We start from the raw sequence: 17,388 nt of genomic DNA, 5'->3' as shown, positions 1-17,388 counted from the left end.
CGCATCTTCTCATGAATGGGTCGTTGTTCAGGATTTTTTCGCCTGAACGTCTTTCGGCTGTTCCAAATGGACAATGTTCGCATTGGTTTGAATACGGAGTTAAGCCGTTTTTTATGGCCGCGTTCGTTACGAGGATTTTCAACCATTGGCTTTTGCAGATGCCATTCGTTCCATCTTTAAGTTGTATTTATATAGATAAAATGGTGCGGTTTTTGTAAAATAGTGAGCAAGGGAGGATGTTCAATATGGATAAACAAATCAAAATTTTAGTTGTTGATGATGAAGAGAGGATTCGCCGTTTGCTGAAGATGTATTTAGAACGTGAGGAGTATGTGATTGAGGAGTCTGATAATGGGGGGGATGCCCTCAAAAAAGCGTTGGAAAATGATTATGATTTAATTTTGCTTGATTTAATGTTGCCGGGTAAGGACGGCGTAGAAGTATGTCGAGAAATACGTGAAAAAAAGGCAACACCAATTATTATGCTGACCGCTAAAGGAGAAGAAGCGAATCGCGTGCAAGGGTTTGAAGCCGGCACGGATGACTATATTGTAAAGCCGTTTAGTCCGCGCGAAGTCGTGCTACGAGTCAAAGCTTTGCTTCGCCGTGCAGCCAATATGACTTATGTCCAAACGGATACAACAGCGAAGGATGTGCTTGTGTTTCCACACTTAACGATTGATAATGATGCCCATCGCGTGACGGCTGATGGAAAAGAAGTCAGCTTGACGCCAAAGGAATATGAGCTGCTGCTATTTTTAGCTAAATCGCCTGATAAAGTATTTGATCGCGAGCAGTTGTTAAAGGAAGTGTGGCATTATGAGTTTTTTGGCGATTTGCGTACAGTGGATACACACATTAAGCGGCTTCGTGAAAAATTGAATAAGGTTTCCCCAGCCGCTGCTAAGATGATTGTCACCGTCTGGGGAGTGGGGTATAAATTTGAGGTTGTGAATGAATGATGTGGTTTTTGCGGAGCGTCGTCGGGAAGCTATGGGCGACTATTTTGCTTCTCGTTTCATGTGTTTTATTCATTTTAACCATTCTATTATTAAAGTTTTTCGAAACCTATCATGTGCAGGAGGCAGAAAAAGAGCTCACACAGCTGGCCGTCAGAGTATCAGAAGTGATGCAGGAGCATCGGGATGAAGCGCTTGCCCGTTCGATTGCGGCAACGTTAGTGGGAAATACATCCAAAGCGATCATTGTCGCGGATAAAACTCACTATTGGTATTTGCCGGCTAGCTCACAGATTCGTGATTTGCCGATATCGTTTGTGGAAGAAGATCAAGAGCTTCGCGCAGTCATCACAAAGCAAAAGCAAGTGAAAAAGAAAACCTATTTGCCTAGTCTTCAAGCAAAAGAAGATCGTTATAATGAATGGTTGATTGTAGGTGTGCCTGTTGCTCTGAACGATGGAAAACACGGCGCCGTGTTTGTTTACCAATCGCTGAACGCCGTGGAGGATACGACCCAGCAAACGAAAAGGCTCATTTTTCTGGCTGCGTTTATTGCCATTGTCATGACAACCGTATTTGCGTTTTTTTTGTCCACGCGCATTACCGCGCCGCTGCGCAAAATGCGGCAAGCCGCTTTTGAAGTGGCGCGTGGCAAATTTGACACCAAAGTCCCGATTCTAACGCATGATGAAATTGGGGAATTGGCGATGGCGTTTAATCAGATGGGAAGGCGTTTGCAGTTTAATATTAATGCCCTTAATCAAGAAAAAGAGCAGCTGGCTAGTATTTTAAGCAGCATGGCAGATGGAGTCATCACATTCAATCGCGATGGGGAAATTTTAATTACCAATCCGCCCGCTGAGCGTTTTTTGCAGGCTTGGTATTTTGAACAAGGAAATGAAAGCGAAGCCATGGCAGCCTTGCCGCCGCAAGTAAAAGAACAGTTTGCCCGCGTGGTAAAGGAAGAAACAAGACAGGTGGCAGAGGTGACGCTGCAAGGGCGGACATGGGTGATTTTAATGACGCCGCTTTATAATCAAACCGCTGTTCGTGGAGCCGTGGCGATGCTGAGGGATATGACGGAAGAGCGCCGCTTGGACAAGCTGCGCAAGGATTTTATTGCCAATGTATCACATGAATTGCGCACCCCTATTGCCATGCTACAAGGGTATAGCGAAGCCATCATTGATGACATTGCGGCAACAGATGAAGAGAAAAAAGAAATGGCAAAGGTAATCTATGATGAATCGTTGCGAATGGGGCGACTTGTCAATGATTTATTGGATTTGGCGCGAATGGAAGCCGGACATATTACGCTCAATTATGAAGATGTTCAGCTTCGGCCATACATTGAACGGGTGACTCGCAAATTTCAAGGATTAGCGAAAGAAAAGCAAATTGATTTATCTACAGAGTTTCGGAGTGAGGATTTGCATATAAACATGGATCCGGATCGCATCGAACAAGTATTGACCAATTTGATTGACAATGCCCTTCGCCATACAGAGGAGAACGGCATGGTGAAGGTGGTTGTCGAACAAACGGGAGAAGGGGTATCCATTCATGTGCAGGACTCGGGATCAGGCATTCCTGAGGAGGATTTACCATTTGTATTTGAGCGCTTTTACAAGGCGGATAAGGCACGTACTCGCGGACGTTCTGGCACAGGGCTGGGGCTTGCCATCGCTAAAAATATTATCGAGGCGCATAAAGGTACGATCCATGCTCATAGCAAGCTCGGCGAGGGGACAACGTTTACGTTTACGTTGCCGCTGAACGAAACAAAGGGTGTCTAAAAGCGTTTGAAACATTCGCTTTTCAGACACCCTTTGCACTTACTTGCCGGACGGCAAAGAAACAAAAATGGTGGTTCCTTTTCCTTTCGTTGATTCGACTTTGATGTCGCCGTGATGCATGGAAACGATTTTTTTGACAATTGTAAGCCCTAAGCCATTTCCGCCTTCAGAGCGATTTCGCGAGCGGTCTGCTTTATAAAACCGTTCAAACATATGCATTTTTTCCTCTTCAGACATGCCAATCCCTGTATCGGAGACAGCGACCTGAATCTTTTGTCCGCTTTGAGACACACTGATTGAAATTTTTCCTTTTTGGGGAGTAAACTTAATGCTGTTATGGAGCAAGTTCATCCATACTTGATCGAGTAAATCTTTGTCCGCCACAATTTCGGTTTTATCGAGCACGATATCGATGTCAATGGCTTTTTCTAGCCACTGAGGCTCGCAAGCAAGCACAATGTTTTTTAGCTGCTGATCCAGCCGGTATTTTTTCGGTTCAAATGGATGATGCTCTGATTCAAGCGAGGTCAGCTTTAAAAGGTTATCGCTTAATTTCGACAGCCGTTTGCTCTCAGTTTCGATAATATGAAGATAGCGGGCGCGCTGCTCGGCGCTGAGCTTGCCATTTTTCAACGCATGGATAAAGCCGATAATAGATGTTAGCGGCGATTGAATTTCGTGAGAGACATTGGAAACAAATTCTTGCCGCAGCTGTTCCATTTCGCTTAATTCTTGGGCCATTCGGTTAATGCTTTCTACAAGCTCATTAAACGGAGAATGCGGCGAAATGGATTCAAGCCTGATGTTAAAATTTCCGTTGGCAATTTGCTCAAATGATTTTTTCATGGAATGGAAAAATTCCATTTGTTTTGCCCGCCATCCCCCCATTTTCTCAAGAAATTGAACGGCTACTCCCAGAATGAAAAGGCCGACGATAAAATTAATCAGCTCGCGCACATAATCGGACGGATGGTAATGAAAATGGCGGTACAAGTAATTCGTTAAGAAAAAAGCGATCGTCCAACAAGAAATTAACGAAAAGATCCCGATGAAAAAACGCCATATGAAAAGAAAGATGGAAGGACGCTTGTTCACGGCTGCTGCACCTCTAAGCGGTAGCCTAAGCCGCGGACAGTTATGATTTTAAAGCCGCTCTTTTCTTCAGAAAATCGTTCGCGCAACCGTTTGATATGGACGTCGACGGTTCGTTCATCCCCTTCATAATCATAGCCCCAAATATCTTCAATTAATTCATCTCTTGATAGTGTCCTTCCAGGATAGCTCGCTAGCTTGAATAAAAGCTCAAATTCTTTTTTCGGAATCGTGAGCATAGAATCGTCCCACGTGATCGTGTAAGTTTTCTCATCAAGCAACAGCCTTCCTGCTTGCACTGTGTGCGAATTCGCGATGCGGTAGCGTTTCAACAAGGCTTTAACCCTTGCTATCAGCTCCATTGGTTCAAAAGGCTTGACTAAGTAGTCATCCGCCCCCAGCTCAAATCCCCTCACTTTTTGTGATGTCTCGCCTTTAGCGGTAAGCATTAAAATGGGGATATCGGCAAAATGCCTAAGTTCTTCGCACAATTCCCAGCCGTCCATTACCGGCATCATAATATCGAGAATGGCCAGATCTATTTTGACGGTTTCTAGCAATCGAAGCGCCTGCCGGCCGTCAGCCGCTTCATAAGTTTCAAACCCCGCGCTTTCAAGCAAAACTTTCAAAAGCTCGCGAATATGATCATCATCATCCACAATCAATAACTTTGCCATACGTTCTCATCCTTTAGCCGTATTTTTTTGCATTTCTTCATGAAGATGCAATTGTTGGATGGCGAATTCTCGATAAAGCGCATGGGTGGCAAACAGCTCTTGATGCGTCCCCATTCCCGTAATCTCGCCTTTTTCCATGAAAATGATTTGATCAGCGTTGATGACCGTCGATAATCGATGGGCAATCACGATCGTCGTTCGCCCTTTCATTAAGTTTTGCAGCGCTTTTTGCACCGCCATTTCCGATTGGCTGTCGAGGTTGGACGTGGCTTCGTCCAATAATAAAATGCGCGGGTTGCGCAGCAGCGCGCGGGCGATGGCGATGCGTTGGCGCTGCCCGCCGGAAAGCTTGATGCCTCTCTCGCCGACCTCTGTTTCATATTTTTGTGGCAATTCTTCAATAAACGGAGAAGCATAGGCCATGTCGGCTGCCCATTTTAATCCTTCGTCACTTACTTGATGATCAAGCCCGTAGCAAATATTGTCACGAATCGTTCCAGCGATAAGCGGACTTTCTTGAGATACATAACCAATTTGCTGGCGCCATGAAGATAAAGAAAGGGCATGAATAGGTTTCTCGCCGAGAAAAATGCTGCCGCTTGTCGGTGTATAATACCGCTCTAAGATGGAAAAGAACGTCGTTTTTCCTGAACCGCTCGGGCCGACGATCGCTGTCACTTTTCCCGGTTCAATCGTAAAGTTTACGTTCTTTAAAATCGGTTCACCGTTTTCATATGAAAACGATAAATGATTGACATGGATCGGTTCATCAATGCGAGCGACTTCTTCTCCAGACAGATAGTCTTCTTCCTGCTCGCGCAGCGTGGCTATGATGCGTTGTGTGGCTCCCATCGCTTTTTGCAATTGTGTAAAGAAAGTACTGAATGCAGCAAGCGGCATGACCATCTGGAAAAGATATAAAATGTAAGCAACGAGCCCTCCGGCCGTCATTGCCCCTGTAGAAACCCGATATCCGCCAAAGCCGAGAATGACAACAAGCAGAAGCATAAGCACAATTCCCATCAATGGCATGACCATGGCCTGAACTTTTGCTTCCTTCAATCCATAGCGAAATAAATGCGAAATGCCTTTTTTTCCTTTTTCATATTCAAGCTGTTCGGCATTGGATGATTTCACAAGGCGAATTTCTGACAGCACTTGTGTAATAAAAGCAGTAAATTGCGCCGTTTCATCCTGCAGCCTTTTAGAGTTTTTAAACATTTGTCTTCCTAACGGGATCATAATGCTAACGGCTAGTGGAAGCAGAATAAAGATAATCAACGTCATTTTCCAATCTAAGTACAGCAATAATGCGACAGAGCCGGTTATGGAAATAATGCCATTGAAAAAGTTGGCTGTATGCTCTGTAATTAATCCTTTCACAATAGCGGTATCATTTGTAATTCGGCTAACCGTTTCCCCTGTACGATGACGATCATAGTACGGAATGGTCAAATGCAGCAGCTTCTGCCATACTTGTTCTCTTAGTCTGGATACAACCGTTTCTCCTGTATAGTTAATCAAGTAGATGGAGAAGCCGCTAGCGATCGTTTGTGCAATAAAGGCGCCAACAAGCAAAATGATCGTCGTTTTATTTAATGATGAAACGGTGAAGCCATCGATCATTTTTTTCGTAAATAGCGGAATCGTTAAGCTGACGATGGAAGACGCCACGCTTAAGAATAGCGCAATAATCATGATCATTTTAGGCGGCTTCGTTGCTTGAATCATCCAGATAAACGAGCGCCAGTCTGCTTTTTCTTCTAATGATTGCTTTTGCACGATTTGATCACCACTCTTTTTGCTATGATTTTTATGCTGTCGTGTATGTATTGTACTTGATGTTTATGAACAGAATATGAACTTTGGGACATCATCATAAATATATTATAGCACTCGCATCGTCTCTTGATCCTGTGACAAGGCACGGAGGTTTCAGCGAAGAATGACGTTTATAAAAAGTTGTATTGGACAGTGTTCTATGATTTGCCTCCATCTGTTAAAAAAGGATTGTGCTTTTGAATCGGCTATAAATCCATTTTTTATTTTTTCTGTTTATCGGATCTGGAAAGCAAATGGATGGTATAATGGGATTGTAAGAAAAGAAAGGGGAGGAGATGCTGGATGTTTGGCAAAGTTGCTGCTGATGTTCTCGGATTAAGTGATATCGGCTCTGTCATTAAACCCGAAAATTATGATAAAGTGGACGCAGACGATTATGTGATGCATGAAGATGGAGAAAAGATTTATTTTTTGATTAAGTCCAAATCAGATGAATATTGCTTTACTAACCGAGCGCTTATTCATTTAGATGGGACGAGCGCGACAAGTAAAAAGCGAACGCTGCGCCGTTATGATTACTATAAGTATCCAATTGCCGGCGTATCGCTTGAGACGGCAGGCACGGTCGATTTAGATGTAGAGATTAAATTTACCATCGGATCGGAGCACTATTCGATTGATGTGCATAAAAAGCATCTGGAAGAAGTGAAAGATTTATATAAAGCACTTTTAAAAATTTCAGAAATTTGCCATGAAAATGAAACGACGCTCGACTTTGCGCGAAAAAGTCTCGATGTTGCCTCCTCCGTGCTAGGGCGTGTCGCCAGCACTCCAAACAGCATTGCTGAACAGTTTAAAGAGCTAAATCAAATCGCGTTCAACTGGCTTGTTGAGACTAAGAAGCAGTATACAGTGAAAGATTTTGGGGATGTATTTGAACGCTATATTAACAATTAATAGCGATCCAAACGACTCGAATGGCGATAAACTGCTGTTCGAGTCGTTTTTACGGTAAGTCGGTGGATGTGCTTTCATCACGCCAATGCGTTAAAAAATGAGATCCATATAATATAGAGACGGGAAAAATGGCGAATTCCGTCATTTTTTTGTTGCCAAACAGCCTTTCGTCCTTTAATATTGTAACTGTCAATTGTTCGATTATTTTTTACAATTGTATATCGATGCAGAAGGGTGCCGAAGTGAGCGAATCGCTAATAGGCTTAATAGGGAATCTGGTGCGAATCCAGAACTGTCCCCGCAACTGTAAATGCTGACGAAATGAAATAACCACTGTGCGGTATTGATGGGCAAGCTGTTGGCCGCATGGGAAGGTTCAAAGTAGGATGAAGCATAAGTCAGTAGACCTGCCCTGACTGCTCGATGTTTCCAATCTTCGGGGGGTGAGATGGCGAAACGGCAAAAGGTGGTTATTATGCTGCCACAACTCTATGGTTTGTCGTTTCTTGCTCATTCCGTCCGGGATGGGCATTTTTTAATTTATATGTGCAGGAGGAGAAACCATGATGAAGCAACTGAGGTATTATACGTGGCTGCTTGTGTTGATGCTGACGTTCGGCCTTCTTGCCGCGTGCGGTAATCAAGAAACAGACAAATCCACTCATTCATCCAATGCGAAGCAAGAAGCAACAGCTGCTTTCCCGGTAACCGTTAAGGACGGATTAGGGGAAGAGGTCACGATTCAGTCCGAACCGAAAAAAATCGTTTCGTTAATTCCGAGCAATACGGAAATTGCCTATGAACTTGGTTTAGGAGAGAAAATTGTTGGAGTCAGTGATTTTGATAACTATCCGGAAGATGTAAAAAATAAAGAAAAAATTGGCGGCATGGAGTTTAACGTGGAGAAAATTATTTCACTCAAGCCTGATTTAGTGCTTGCCCACGCATCGAGTGCCCATAATTCGCGGGACGGCCTGCAGCAGCTGAAGGATGCGGGAATTACAGTGCTTGTTGTGAACGATGCCAAAACATTTGATGATGTTTACCATTCGATCCAATTAATTGGACAAGCAACAGGGACAACGAAAAAAGCCGATCAAATTGTTAACCAGATGAAATCAAAGCTTGAAGCCATCAAGGAAAAAGCAAAAAACGTGAAAAATCCGGTAAAAGTATGGGTGGAAGTGCAGCCGGCGCCACAAATTTATACAGCAGGAAAGGGAACATTTATCAATGACATGCTGCAAGCGATTTCAGCAGAAAATGTGGCTGGCGATCAAGAAGGATGGCCGATGTTTACGGAAGAAAAAGCGGTAGCGCTCAATCCGGATGTAATTGTTGTCACGTATGGAGACTATGTGAAAGATGCTGTAAAGCAAGTGATGGCACGACCGGCGTGGAAGGACGTTTCGGCGGTTAAAAATCAACGCGTATATGAGGTGAATTCTGATTTAGTCACAAGATCAGGCCCACGCCTTGTTGAAGGGGTAGAGGAACTTGCCAAAGTCATTTATCCGGAAATCTTTAAATAATATAATTGCCTACGTCATCGCTCTTACGGCGGTGGTCGTGTGCATGTTGTTAGGGATATCGATAGGCTCACTATCGATTCCCTTTTCGTCTATTATTGACATTTTTTTAGAGCAATGGTGGGGAATTGCGCCGTCCCCTGACATTCCTGATACGCTTGTGCAAATTGTGATGGCCATCCGCTTGCCGCGCGTTGTTTTGGCTTTTTTAGTCGGCGCTTCCCTTTCGTTGGCGGGAGCGGCGTTTCAAGGATTGCTAAAAAATCCATTGGCTGATCCTTATACGCTTGGAGTATCATCGGGCGCGTCAGTCGGAGCGGTCGTCGTTTTGTTCTTTCATCTGCAATTGCCGTGGTTTGGATCGTTTACATTACCGATCATGAGCATTGCGTTTGGATTGCTGACTCTTTTTCTCGTTTTGTTTTTTACTCGCGCCGTCGATCCGCGCATGTCAGTGGAAACGATCATTTTAACCGGAATTATTTTCAGCGCATTTTTCAGCGCGTTGATCTCGCTTATGATTGCGCTGACAGGAGAGGAACTGCGGCAAATTATTACTTGGTTGATGGGAAGCGTCGCGATGCGAAGCTGGAAATATGTTGTCATGATGCTTCCGTTTTTTATAATAGGATGTTTGCTGTTATTAGTGAATCACCGCGAGTTAAACGCTTTTGCCTTTGGTGAAGAGGCAGCTGCTCACATAGGTGTCCATGTTGCCAAGCGCAAGCTGGTCATTTTAATCGGCGCTTCCTTATTAACAGGGGCGGCTGTTGCTGTGTCGGGGGCGATTGGCTTTGTGGGCTTGGTCGTTCCTCATATGATTCGTCTTGTTGCGGGACCGAATCATCGCTTGCTTTTACCGCTATCGCTTTTATACGGGGGCGCTTTTTTAGTGCTAGCCGATTTAGCGGCGCGAACCATGATTTCACCGAGTGAATTGCCGATCGGCATCATTACTTCGTTAATTGGCGCACCTTTGTTTGCGGGGTTATTTTTAAATAGAATGAAAAGGAAGACGTGAAAATGATGTTAAACGTTCATGATGTTTCCTATCAATACGGAGAAAAAGCGGTGTTGCAGAACATTACCTTCACTGTGGAACAAGGACAGTTTTTTGGAATTTTAGGACCTAACGGCAGCGGCAAAACAACATTATTAAAGCTGTTAAGCAGAGAGCTTTCTTTACAAAAGGGGACCATTACACTGAACGCCGTCCCGCTTGCTTCCTTTTCGTCAAAAGAACTGGCGCGCCTTGTCGCTGTTCTCCCGCAAAGCGCCGATTCAGCATTTGGCTATACTGTCAAAGAAACGGTAGAGTTAGGACGCTATGCCCATCAAACAGGGTTATTTCCAACATGGACAGAGGAGGATGAACAGGCGGTAGCCGAAGCGCTTGAACAAGTGGGGATGGCACATAAAGAACAGGAAACCATCGACTGTTTAAGCGGTGGAGAAAGGCAGCGCGTCTATTTAGCAAGAGCGCTTGCCCAAAAGCCGAGCTTGCTTTTTCTCGATGAACCGACCAACCACATGGATATTGCCCAACAAATCAAACTGCTAGATCAATTAAAAAAATGGACAGAAGAAAATCAGTTAACGGTTGTAGCCATTTTTCATGATATGAATCTAGCTAGCTTATATTGTGACCGGCTTTTGTTGCTTCATGAAGGAAAGATGGTGGGACTCGGCGAACCAAGCGATATGATTGAAGAAAAACAATTAGAAACCGTATTTCAAGCGTCTGTGCGGCGTCAAGCGCATCCCGTTGTGTCCAAGCCGCTTCTCACGTTTGTTCCTCAGACCTATTCCGATACGAGGCAACAGAACGATTCCTTAAGTGCGTTAACGATTGCTCAAGACGGCGAACAGATTGTCATTACCACACCGCAGCCTTTTAAAGTGCTGTCATCGGCTGTGGTTGGCGCTGGTTTTCAATGGGCTACACACTTTGTGAATAGACATGTGCCGAAGCATTATCGCTGTGATGATCCAGAGACAGAAATGAAGCAATATTTACAATCCCATTCTTTTGCCGTGCATCGTACCATTGGCATGATGACCGCTGTCTATTTAGAGGATGCCGTATGGATAAAGAGCAGCGAAGAGGAAGTGCCATTATTCGTGATGGTGACCGCGGGCGTTGGAAATGCGGTGGATGCTGCAAAAGCGTGGGAAAAAAGGGAGACAGCGGAAGGAATCGGTACGATTAACGTATTTATTTTTATTGATGGCCAATTAAATGAGACAGCATTTGTACAGGCCATGATGACGACAACGGAAGCGAAAGTGAAAGCGTTATATGATGCACACGTACTTGATCCGGAAACACATACGCTGGCTACTGGCACATCCACTGATTGCATTGCCATTGCCTCATCACAAACAGGACGCTTGTTTGAGTATGCTGGAACGGCTACGCCGCTTGGCAAAGCGATTGGCCGTTTTGTGTATGAGGCGACAACGGAAGCGTTGCGCAAATATAAAAAACGGAGAGGCGATGGGAAGTGACCTATCATTTGCTCGCAATGGCTTTAGCGGTCGTCATTGATTTTTTCATCGGTGACCCGCGTTGGTTGCCGCACCCGGTGCGCGGAATGGGCCGATTGATTGCCTGGCTGGATCATCGGCTGAATCGTGGACGAATGCGGCGGGTAAAAGGGATCGTAACGATTGGAATCGTTGTTGCAGTGGTCTATGGAATCAGTTCGATCATCATATATGAAAGCTACCGCGTTTCCGTTGTATTTGGCGTCGTAATCGAAGCTTTGCTTATATTTACGACGATTGCCGCCAAAAGTTTAAAAGAGGCAGCGTGGAATGTGATGATTCCGCTTGAACAAGGAGATATAGAAAAGGCAAGAAACGAGCTAAGCATGATTGTTGGCCGCGATACGGAAACGCTGAATGAGCCGGAAATTGTTAGAGCTTGTGTCGAAACGGTGGCTGAAAATACGAGCGATGGAATTACGGCACCGCTTTTTTATGCGCTTGTCGGCGGCGGAGCATTGGCTTTAGTTTATCGCGCTGTTAATACGTGCGATTCTATGCTTGGCTATAAAAATGAGAAATATGGCGATTTTGGCTGGGCATCTGCACGGCTAGATGATGTATTAAATTACATACCAGCTAGGTTGACGGGAATTGTGATGGTGCTTGGAAATAGCCGGCACATTCGCGGCTGCCTTCGTCTGGTGTTGCGCGATGCCCGCAAGCACCCAAGCCCGAATAGCGGTTGGGGCGAAGCTGCCATGGCTGCCTTGTTGGGCGTACAGCTAGGAGGAACCAACACTTATCAAGGCGTCATCTCGCAACGTCCGAAAATAGGAGAGGCGCTGGTTGAGCTGAAAAAAGAGCACATTCGCCAAGCTGTTCATGTGATGTTTCGAACGGTTGTCGTATTTCTTGCACTGCTTTCGTTAGGAGGGATGATCGTTGAAGCTGCCGGCACATGGGGCTAATCCGCAACAATTATATCAAAGCGTCGGTCTCTCTATTCCGGATGAATGGATTGATTTTAGTGTCAATACCAATCCGTTCCCCCTTCCTCTTGCTGTCTGGCCTACACAAACAGAGTTTTATCAATGGGCAATGGAATATCCAGATCCGTCAGCTTCAGAATTGAAGCGCTATCTTGCACGTATGGAGCAGCTCGATGTTCAGCAAATACTGCTTGGGAACGGCGCTTCACAATGTATTGATCTCCTAGCGCAATTATTTTCCGGGAAACGAATCGGCATTGCGGAACCGACATTTTCTGAATATCGCCTCGCTTGTCTTGCCCGCAGCTGTGAGATTGTTTCCATCATGGCTGATGAAGCAAGCCAATGGATGTACAAGCAAGAGGACTGGCTTAAGCTGATCGAACAGACCGATGTTATTTTCTTATGCCAGCCTAATAATCCGACTGGGATCGTGATGGAGCCGCAACAGCTCCGTTGGCTGTTGGAAAAAGCGGAGCAAAAACGGACGGTTGTCGTGATTGATGAGGCGTTTATTCCATTTTGCGAACCTTCTTTTACCGCTATAAAATGGCTAGATTTTTTTCCGCGTCTGATCGTGCTTCGTTCTTTAACAAAAATGTATCATTTAGCGGGGGTACGTGTGGGCTATATCGCAGCTCATCACGAGATCATTGAGCAGCTTGAAGCACTTCAGCCGCCATGGAGCATAAGTCAAGTAGCACAGCAGCTCGCTCTGCGCCTGTTGCCAATGAACGAGTTTGTCGTCCATACGAAGCGAATGATCGCTAAGGAACGAGAGCGAATGACGGCGGCGTTGCGGCAATTGGGCTATTACGTATCACCATCAGCTGTAAATTTTTATTTGTTACGAGCGCCTAGTGGTTCAATGGATCGTTTATTTTATGATTTGCTACAAGAGGGATTCATTCCTCGGCATACAAAAAATTTCATGGGACTCGAGGGCCGCTATTTGCGTTTTGCTGTGAGGAGCAAAAGAGAAAATGATCAGCTTCTATCGTTTTTCACGAGGTGGCAGCCATGATGATCTTTATTAGCGGCGGTGTTCGCAGCGGGAAAAGCGGAATTGCGGAGCAATGCATTCAAGCGCTTGCTTCGCGGCAAAATACGGTCCATTATATTGCGACTGCGAAAACAACCGATCAGGAAATGAAGGAGCGCATCATTCATCATCAGCGACGGCGCTGTCAGCAATCCATCCAGTGGACCACGTGGGAGCAGCCGCTTCATTTACATGAGTTAGCCTCCCAATTTGGGCCGAATGATATCCTTCTTGTTGATTGTTTAACGAATTGGCTTGCGAACGAGTTATTTGATGAAGAGGGATGGGAAATAGAAGCGGTTTGCTTGCAGAAGGCTGAGAGGATGCTGCGGACGGTTTCACAATTGAGCACTGTTGTGAGAGCGCTTGTCATGGTATCCAATGAACTGTTTTCCGGGGGAGTGCCGCAAGACGCAGGAACCTATCATTTTATGAAAATGCTGGGCTGGCTTCACCAGCGTATTGTCCATAGCGCTGACTATGCGATTCTTGTACACCATGGTGTGCCGATTTTAAAAAAAGGAGAGTGCCTTCCATGGCTGTTAGGGATGGATGGATTTTAGCCTTGCAATTTTTAACCGTTTTTCCATTGCGAAAAGAGGTGAATTGGCAAAGAGATACAGCCCGCTGGTCCGTTCGTTTTTTTCCGGCTGTCGGCTTATTGATTGGTGCAGCTCTGGCCGGCTGGTACCTCCTGTTAAGGTGGACACCGACGTCTTCGCTGTTTTTGGCCCTTTCGCTGCTATTTTTGTCTATTTTTTTATCGGGCGGGCTGCATGCGGACGGCTGGATGGATGTAAGCGATGCGTTTTTTTCGTATCGCGATACAGCTAGGAGACTGGAGATTTTGAAAGATTCACGAGTTGGGGCGTTTGCGGTTTTATCTGTCGTGTTTCTTTTAGCGTTTCGGTTTTTATTTTTATATGAAACAATCGTTTCTGGCATCTCGCCGCTCGTCTTTGTGGTCATTCCGTTTTTTTCGCGAACATTTATGGCGCTTTTGCTGATGGCAGCCCCGCTCGCTAAGCCGACAGGAATGGCAGCCGCGTTCCGTGAGCACGTAACGGGAGCGGATCAAGCGTTTATTCTTTCTTTTTTTGCTCTGACTGTTGCGATATTTGGATGGTTTCAGCCGCATCTGATGTTTGTATTATTGATTGGCGTTGTTCTTTCTTTTTGGATGGCGCGAACATTCTATAAACAGCAGTTTGGCGGTATCACCGGCGACATGCTTGGAGCTTTTGTGGAGGGAACGGAGGCATGGCTATGGTTTATCATCTGGCTCTTACATTTCTTCGCCATGGAATGACAAAAGCAAATAAAGAGAAACGCTATATTGGTTTTACGGATGTGCCGCTCGCTTTAGAAGAGCAGGCACGTCTCCAAGCACGAGATCCTCGCGCTTATCCTCGCGCGAAGGTCGTGGTGACAAGCGATTTGTTGCGCTGTCGGCAAACATGCGCCCTGCTGTTTGGCGAGGAAGACGTGCTAGTTTGGGAAATGAGTGACTGGCGTGAAATTAATTTTGGAGATTGGGAAGGAAAAACGTTTGCTGAGTTGAAAGAAGTAAAAGAGTATCAGCGCTGGATTCAAAGTCCTTTTTCCATTGCCCCGCCCAATGGCGAGCATTATCGAGATTTTGGTCGGCGAATGGAGCAAGCCTTGGACAAAACACTCGAACTCGCTTGCCATACAAAATCGTCTCATCTTGTTGTCATTACACATGGGGGACCGATTCGCTATGTATTGGAGCGATATGCTTCATTAGAACGTCCATTTTGGGAATGGTCGATCCCGTTTGGCGGCGGTTTTATGCTGCAATCGACAGTCGAGCGATGGAAGGAGCGAAAACGATGCATTTCGTTAGTGGAGGTGCCTTTCAAGGAAAACGGAAATGGGTTTGCGACTATTATCAATTAAATGAAAAAGTGTGGTACCGTTGGTGCAATGGGTATAAAGGCGATTATTTTTTTCCCGAGGAAGAGATGGAGAATGTTGTCGTGTTTGAAGGGATGGAAGCATTGATTTGGCGCTTGCCAGATCGCGAACATTGGGCAATGTTTTTTCAGTCGTGGCATCAATGGGAGCAAAATAAGCCGGGAAGAAATGTGGTATGGATCGGTTGTGACATCACTCAAGGAATTGTGCCGCTTACAGAAGAAGAACGGAACTGGCGTGATGTAACGGGTTGGTGCTACCAAGAGCTGACAAGCAGATGCAGTCGTGTCGATCGCTTGTGGTGTGGTTTGGCCGAACGAATCAAATAAGGGGAGGAAAATCAAGATGAAATTGTATACAAGAAAGGGAGACAAAGGGAAAACAAGTTTAATAGGCGGGCGCGTAGACAAAGACCATTTACGCGTAGAAGCCTACGGAACATTAGACGAGGTGAATTCATTAGTAGGACAAGCCATGACACTGCTTGAAGAAGAGAAGTTTCAAGATATTTATAGCGAATTGCAAAAGATCCAACATGAACTGTTTGATTGCGGTGGTGATTTAGCCATTGTGAATCAAAAGCTTCCATATAAAGTGAAAGCAGAAATGGTCACCTTTTTAGAGCAAAGAATTGATGAATATATTAAAGAAGCGCCACCGCTTGAAAAATTTATTTTGCCGGGCGGTTCCAAAGCGGCTGCAGCCATTCATGTGGCACGGACGGTGACGAGACGAGCAGAACGTTGCATCGTGTCACTGAGCAAGGCGGAGCCGATCAATGAAATTGTTTTGCAATATGTTAATCGTCTTTCTGATTACTTTTTTGCAGCCGCTCGCGTGGTGAATGCAAGACTAAACGTGAATGACATTGAATATGAACGAAGCGCGATCGTTTTTCGTGATAAAGGAGAGCAATAAGTGATATGGGAAACCTTCATTTGAAACAGTTTGCCGCTTTGATTTTATGCATCAGTCTATCTGTCGTTGGCGCCTTATTAAAATTCCCCACTCATCTTGGCAGCATTGCTCTTGATAGCGCACCAGCTCTTGTGGCTGGTGTGCTGCTCGGCAAAAAGGAAGGAGCGCTTGTAGCTGCCGTTGGCCACCTTTTATCAGCCTGGTTTGCGGGTTTTCAGTTAGGGGCTTTTCACGGGCTGATTGCATTGGAAATGGCTGTGCTTGTTTATATATTTAGTTTACTGTTTCACAAGGGCTGGAGAAAAACAGCACATGCTGCTTTTTTTATCGGCAACGTATTTCTTGCGCCGCTTCCGCTTATTTTCAGCTTTGGGGGGATGTTCATCGTCGCTGTTTTGCCGGCTCTTGCTATTGCCACCGCATTGAATGCTGCTATCTGCTTTATTGTAGCGCCGATGCTGCTAAAAAACAACATATTGGATCGTGGGAAGATGCACAATGCGTGATGTATTGTTCTTGCCGCTATACGAAAATGAAGCGCTTGTTATTGCTGCCGACGGCTCTGCTGCGATCGGCCTAAAAGAGCTGGATCTTGTTTGCGCATCATATGAGACAGTCAGCTATTTTGCCGCGCGTGTGGCGTTGATGGAAGCGTTATGTGTCGGCGCCGAACCCCTAGCTGCCGTTTTGCAAAATTTTAATGGTGATGAATCATGGGGGGCTCTTTGTGCAGGAGTTCGCCAGGCTTTGCTGGAGCTTAGCCTCTCCTTGCCGCTTGTCGGAAGCACTGAATCGAACTTTACCACACAGCAATCTGCGTTTGGCATTACGGTGGTCGGCAAGGTTCAAAACAAGCAAAAGCGAATGGGCATAACACCTCGCCATGCCAAATTCGCCGTCATTGGCGAGCCGCTTGTTGGCGATGAGGTGTTGAAGAAACAAGATCGTCTGCTTCCGCTGCCATTATTTCGTCAACTATTATCAAGATCGGAAATTTTTGAGCTTGTGCCAATCGGGTCAAAGGGAATTTGGTATGAGCTGCAACAGCTGTTAAACGATAATGGGCTGACAGCGTCAAGCTGCTACTGCCCTTTGCCGCTGCACGCTTCAGCGGGTCCAGCTACTTCGCTGTTGATTAGTTTTCAGCCGGAGATGGAGGAAGCTATTCGGAAAATGACAAATCGCTACTTTTTTCCTATTGAGATTGTTCAATAAAAAG

The 17,388-nt window shown here is 45.4% G+C and carries 18 protein-coding genes and 1 riboswitch; of the genes, 15 read left to right on the top strand and 3 right to left on the bottom strand.

What is annotated here, in order from left to right; genetic code table 11:
• Positions 1 to 245: 245 nt before the first annotated feature.
• Entirely contained in the window at positions 246 to 962 is a 717-nt protein-coding gene (locus tag GGQ95_RS04675; protein ID WP_044742195.1) for a response regulator, read from the top strand.
• Positions 962 to 2,755, top strand: a complete 1,794-nt coding sequence (locus GGQ95_RS04670) for an ATP-binding protein (protein WP_082741628.1) — start codon at positions 962 to 964, stop codon at positions 2,753 to 2,755. The genes GGQ95_RS04675 and GGQ95_RS04670 overlap by 1 nt, the downstream gene beginning before the upstream one ends.
• A gap of 39 nt (positions 2,756 to 2,794) precedes the next feature.
• Here the strand turns inward: GGQ95_RS04670 and GGQ95_RS18710 are convergent, their stop codons facing one another.
• Genes GGQ95_RS18710 through GGQ95_RS04655 form a run of 3 tightly spaced genes read right to left on the bottom strand, consistent with a single transcriptional unit; the run spans position 2,795 to position 6,255 of the window.
• Positions 2,795 to 3,850 (bottom strand): sensor histidine kinase, encoded by a 1,056-nt coding sequence (locus tag GGQ95_RS18710; protein ID WP_311975121.1) that lies wholly within the window; start codon positions 3,848 to 3,850, stop codon positions 2,795 to 2,797.
• Positions 3,847 to 4,524: a response regulator transcription factor gene (locus tag GGQ95_RS04660; protein WP_066145579.1), complete on the bottom strand. Its 678-nt coding sequence runs from the start codon at positions 4,522 to 4,524 to the stop codon at positions 3,847 to 3,849. The genes GGQ95_RS18710 and GGQ95_RS04660 overlap by 4 nt, the downstream gene beginning before the upstream one ends.
• 6 nt (positions 4,525 to 4,530) lie before the next feature.
• Positions 4,531 to 6,255: an ABC transporter ATP-binding protein gene (locus GGQ95_RS04655; protein ID WP_156450487.1), complete on the bottom strand. Its 1,725-nt coding sequence runs from the start codon at positions 6,253 to 6,255 to the stop codon at positions 4,531 to 4,533.
• A gap of 393 nt (positions 6,256 to 6,648) precedes the next feature.
• Between GGQ95_RS04655 and GGQ95_RS04650 the strand changes: the two genes are divergently transcribed.
• The 13 genes from GGQ95_RS04650 to GGQ95_RS04590 all read left to right on the top strand — a co-directional run bounded on the left by GGQ95_RS04650 (position 6,649) and on the right by GGQ95_RS04590 (position 17,384).
• Positions 6,649 to 7,263, top strand: a complete 615-nt coding sequence (locus tag GGQ95_RS04650) for a PH domain-containing protein (protein WP_183186437.1) — start codon at positions 6,649 to 6,651, stop codon at positions 7,261 to 7,263.
• A gap of 215 nt (positions 7,264 to 7,478) precedes the next feature.
• A riboswitch (cobalamin riboswitch) is annotated at positions 7,479 to 7,692 on the top strand.
• Positions 7,693 to 7,829: 137 nt separating this feature from the next.
• Positions 7,830 to 8,795 carry an ABC transporter substrate-binding protein gene (locus GGQ95_RS04645; protein WP_066146510.1) on the top strand — a complete coding sequence of 322 codons (966 nt, stop codon included), beginning with the start codon at positions 7,830 to 7,832 and terminating at the stop codon, positions 8,793 to 8,795.
• Positions 8,761 to 9,813, top strand: a complete 1,053-nt coding sequence (locus GGQ95_RS04640) for a FecCD family ABC transporter permease (RefSeq protein WP_066145570.1) — start codon at positions 8,761 to 8,763, stop codon at positions 9,811 to 9,813. The genes GGQ95_RS04645 and GGQ95_RS04640 overlap by 35 nt, the downstream gene beginning before the upstream one ends.
• Positions 9,814 to 9,815: 2 nt before the next feature.
• Complete coding sequence (locus GGQ95_RS04635; RefSeq protein ID WP_183186436.1) at positions 9,816 to 11,300, top strand: adenosylcobinamide amidohydrolase; 1,485 nt, start codon at positions 9,816 to 9,818, stop codon at positions 11,298 to 11,300.
• 17 nt (positions 11,301 to 11,317) lie between these two features.
• On the top strand, positions 11,318 to 12,250 hold the full coding sequence (gene cbiB, locus GGQ95_RS04630) for an adenosylcobinamide-phosphate synthase CbiB (protein WP_159720871.1): 933 nt from the start codon (positions 11,318 to 11,320) through the stop codon (positions 12,248 to 12,250).
• On the top strand, positions 12,225 to 13,295 hold the full coding sequence (cobD, locus tag GGQ95_RS04625) for a threonine-phosphate decarboxylase CobD (RefSeq protein ID WP_183186435.1): 1,071 nt from the start codon (positions 12,225 to 12,227) through the stop codon (positions 13,293 to 13,295). Before cbiB ends, cobD begins: the two co-directional genes overlap by 26 nt.
• Positions 13,292 to 13,876, top strand: a complete 585-nt coding sequence (locus GGQ95_RS04620) for a bifunctional adenosylcobinamide kinase/adenosylcobinamide-phosphate guanylyltransferase (protein ID WP_080862372.1) — start codon at positions 13,292 to 13,294, stop codon at positions 13,874 to 13,876. Before cobD ends, GGQ95_RS04620 begins: the two co-directional genes overlap by 4 nt.
• A complete protein-coding gene (locus GGQ95_RS04615) occupies positions 13,849 to 14,622 on the top strand; it encodes an adenosylcobinamide-GDP ribazoletransferase (RefSeq protein ID WP_044742204.1) in 774 nt (257 codons plus the stop codon). The genes GGQ95_RS04620 and GGQ95_RS04615 overlap by 28 nt, the downstream gene beginning before the upstream one ends.
• Positions 14,580 to 15,233 carry a histidine phosphatase family protein gene (locus tag GGQ95_RS04610; RefSeq protein ID WP_183186434.1) on the top strand — a complete coding sequence of 218 codons (654 nt, stop codon included), beginning with the start codon at positions 14,580 to 14,582 and terminating at the stop codon, positions 15,231 to 15,233. The genes GGQ95_RS04615 and GGQ95_RS04610 overlap by 43 nt, the downstream gene beginning before the upstream one ends.
• Entirely contained in the window at positions 15,167 to 15,580 is a 414-nt protein-coding gene (locus GGQ95_RS04605) for a bifunctional adenosylcobinamide kinase/adenosylcobinamide-phosphate guanylyltransferase (protein WP_044742206.1), read from the top strand. Before GGQ95_RS04610 ends, GGQ95_RS04605 begins: the two co-directional genes overlap by 67 nt.
• A gap of 16 nt (positions 15,581 to 15,596) precedes the next feature.
• Positions 15,597 to 16,169, top strand: a complete 573-nt coding sequence (locus GGQ95_RS04600) for a cob(I)yrinic acid a,c-diamide adenosyltransferase (protein ID WP_044742207.1) — start codon at positions 15,597 to 15,599, stop codon at positions 16,167 to 16,169.
• Positions 16,170 to 16,174: 5 nt separating this feature from the next.
• Complete coding sequence (locus GGQ95_RS04595; protein WP_183186433.1) at positions 16,175 to 16,675, top strand: ECF transporter S component; 501 nt, start codon at positions 16,175 to 16,177, stop codon at positions 16,673 to 16,675.
• The gene (locus tag GGQ95_RS04590) at positions 16,668 to 17,384 is read left to right on the top strand and encodes an ATPase (protein ID WP_183186432.1); all 717 of its coding nucleotides are present in this window, start codon (positions 16,668 to 16,670) and stop codon (positions 17,382 to 17,384) included. Before GGQ95_RS04595 ends, GGQ95_RS04590 begins: the two co-directional genes overlap by 8 nt.
• The last annotated feature ends 4 nt before the right edge of the window (positions 17,385 to 17,388 follow it).

The sequence above is a fragment of the Anoxybacteroides rupiense genome, from assembly GCF_014196195.1.
Taxonomy (GTDB): domain Bacteria; phylum Bacillota; class Bacilli; order Bacillales; family Anoxybacillaceae; genus Anoxybacteroides; species Anoxybacteroides rupiense.
Note: the sequence above shows the minus strand (reverse complement) of the source record. Positions and strands in the feature narration are given on the sequence as shown.

What these genes read in the sequence shown, in the direction of transcription:
- GGQ95_RS04670 (WP_082741628.1), top strand. Translation starts at nt 962, where the DNA reads ATGTGGTTTTTGCGGAGCGTCGTCGGGAAGCTATGGGCGACTATTTTG.
- GGQ95_RS04615 (WP_044742204.1), top strand. Translation starts at nt 13,849, where the DNA reads ATGGCTGTTAGGGATGGATGGATTTTAGCCTTGCAATTTTTAACCGTT.
- GGQ95_RS04605 (WP_044742206.1), top strand. Translation starts at nt 15,167, where the DNA reads ATGCATTTCGTTAGTGGAGGTGCCTTTCAAGGAAAACGGAAATGGGTT.
- GGQ95_RS04590 (WP_183186432.1), top strand. Translation starts at nt 16,668, where the DNA reads ATGCGTGATGTATTGTTCTTGCCGCTATACGAAAATGAAGCGCTTGTT.
- GGQ95_RS04635 (WP_183186436.1), top strand. Translation starts at nt 9,816, where the DNA reads ATGATGTTAAACGTTCATGATGTTTCCTATCAATACGGAGAAAAAGCG.
- GGQ95_RS04660 (WP_066145579.1), bottom strand. Translation starts at nt 4,524, where the DNA reads ATGGCAAAGTTATTGATTGTGGATGATGATGATCATATTCGCGAGCTT.
- GGQ95_RS04645 (WP_066146510.1), top strand. Translation starts at nt 7,830, where the DNA reads ATGAAGCAACTGAGGTATTATACGTGGCTGCTTGTGTTGATGCTGACG.
- GGQ95_RS04600 (WP_044742207.1), top strand. Translation starts at nt 15,597, where the DNA reads ATGAAATTGTATACAAGAAAGGGAGACAAAGGGAAAACAAGTTTAATA.
- cbiB (WP_159720871.1), top strand. Translation starts at nt 11,318, where the DNA reads ATGGCTTTAGCGGTCGTCATTGATTTTTTCATCGGTGACCCGCGTTGG.
- GGQ95_RS04620 (WP_080862372.1), top strand. Translation starts at nt 13,292, where the DNA reads ATGATGATCTTTATTAGCGGCGGTGTTCGCAGCGGGAAAAGCGGAATT.
- GGQ95_RS04650 (WP_183186437.1), top strand. Translation starts at nt 6,649, where the DNA reads ATGTTTGGCAAAGTTGCTGCTGATGTTCTCGGATTAAGTGATATCGGC.
- GGQ95_RS04675 (WP_044742195.1), top strand. Translation starts at nt 246, where the DNA reads ATGGATAAACAAATCAAAATTTTAGTTGTTGATGATGAAGAGAGGATT.
- GGQ95_RS04595 (WP_183186433.1), top strand. Translation starts at nt 16,175, where the DNA reads ATGGGAAACCTTCATTTGAAACAGTTTGCCGCTTTGATTTTATGCATC.
- GGQ95_RS04655 (WP_156450487.1), bottom strand. Translation starts at nt 6,255, where the DNA reads ATGATTCAAGCAACGAAGCCGCCTAAAATGATCATGATTATTGCGCTA.
- GGQ95_RS04610 (WP_183186434.1), top strand. Translation starts at nt 14,580, where the DNA reads ATGGTTTATCATCTGGCTCTTACATTTCTTCGCCATGGAATGACAAAA.